Raw genomic sequence first — 850 nt, forward strand, 5'->3', positions numbered from 1 at the left:
ATCTCATTATTTGAATGAGCGAGATAGCTTTCGATTTTGCCGGACTCAAATATGTTTTGCTTTCGCAAAACCCAAGAACACTTGAATGTGTTGTTTGGAGTATTCAATTAAGAATACTTTGAGAACTTTACAAACAAACTTAAAAGTTTGTTTTGTCAGCTTTCCAAATTGTTAAAGAGCTAATCACTTCTTATGAAGTAACCATTTTTAAAAGCACTCATCGAATGCGCTTAAAGATGGTGGGCGATACCGGGCTCGAACCAGTGACCCCCTGCTTGTAAGGCAGGTGCTCTCCCAACTGAGCTAATCGCCCACATAAGTTTTTCGTCTTGTGGTAGACGTCAAGAATGGTGGAGCTATGCGGGATCGAACCGCAGACCTCCTGCGTGCAAGGCAGGCGCTCTCCCGGCTGAGCTATAGCCCCATCTTGAGAGTCATTCTTAAAGAATGGTGGGTCGTGCAGGATTCGAACCTGCGACCAATTGATTAAAAGTCAACTGCTCTACCAACTGAGCTAACGACCCAATGGTATCCCGTAGGGGAGTCGAACCCCTGTTACCGCCGTGAAAGGGCGGTGTCCTAGGCCTCTAGACGAACGGGACACTGCTATTTGTTTCCACTTTTAAAAAGCAGAACCAAACTTCGAAGATATTGGGATATCTTCGTCTCTTTTACTTATAAACCGTATCAATCTGTGTGGACACTCATCGTGACTCATTTGTCTTCACTTTTTAAAAGTGAAAGCAAACTATCCGTATCGTATAAGGAGGTGATCCAGCGCCAGGTTCCCCTAGCGCTACCTTGTTACGACTTCACCCCAGTCATGAACCACAAAGTGGTAAGCGTCCTC

Annotated in this window: 4 tRNA genes and 1 rRNA gene; all 5 read right to left on the minus strand. The window is 45.1% G+C overall.

Features of this window, described 5'->3' with window-relative positions:
* Nucleotides 1-237: 237 nt before the first annotated feature.
* Nucleotides 238-313 (minus strand) — tRNA-Val (locus tag KIV40_RS25815).
* A gap of 35 nt (nucleotides 314-348) precedes the next feature.
* Nucleotides 349-424: transfer RNA gene (locus KIV40_RS25820), tRNA-Ala, on the minus strand.
* A 24-nt stretch (nucleotides 425-448) separates the two neighbouring features.
* Nucleotides 449-524 (minus strand) — tRNA-Lys (locus KIV40_RS25825).
* Nucleotides 525-526: 2 nt separating this feature from the next.
* Nucleotides 527-602: transfer RNA gene (locus KIV40_RS25830), tRNA-Glu, on the minus strand.
* A gap of 160 nt (nucleotides 603-762) precedes the next feature.
* Nucleotides 763-850, minus strand: a 16S ribosomal RNA gene (locus KIV40_RS25835); the annotation flags it as partial.

This window comes from Vibrio sp. D173a, assembly GCF_030248475.1.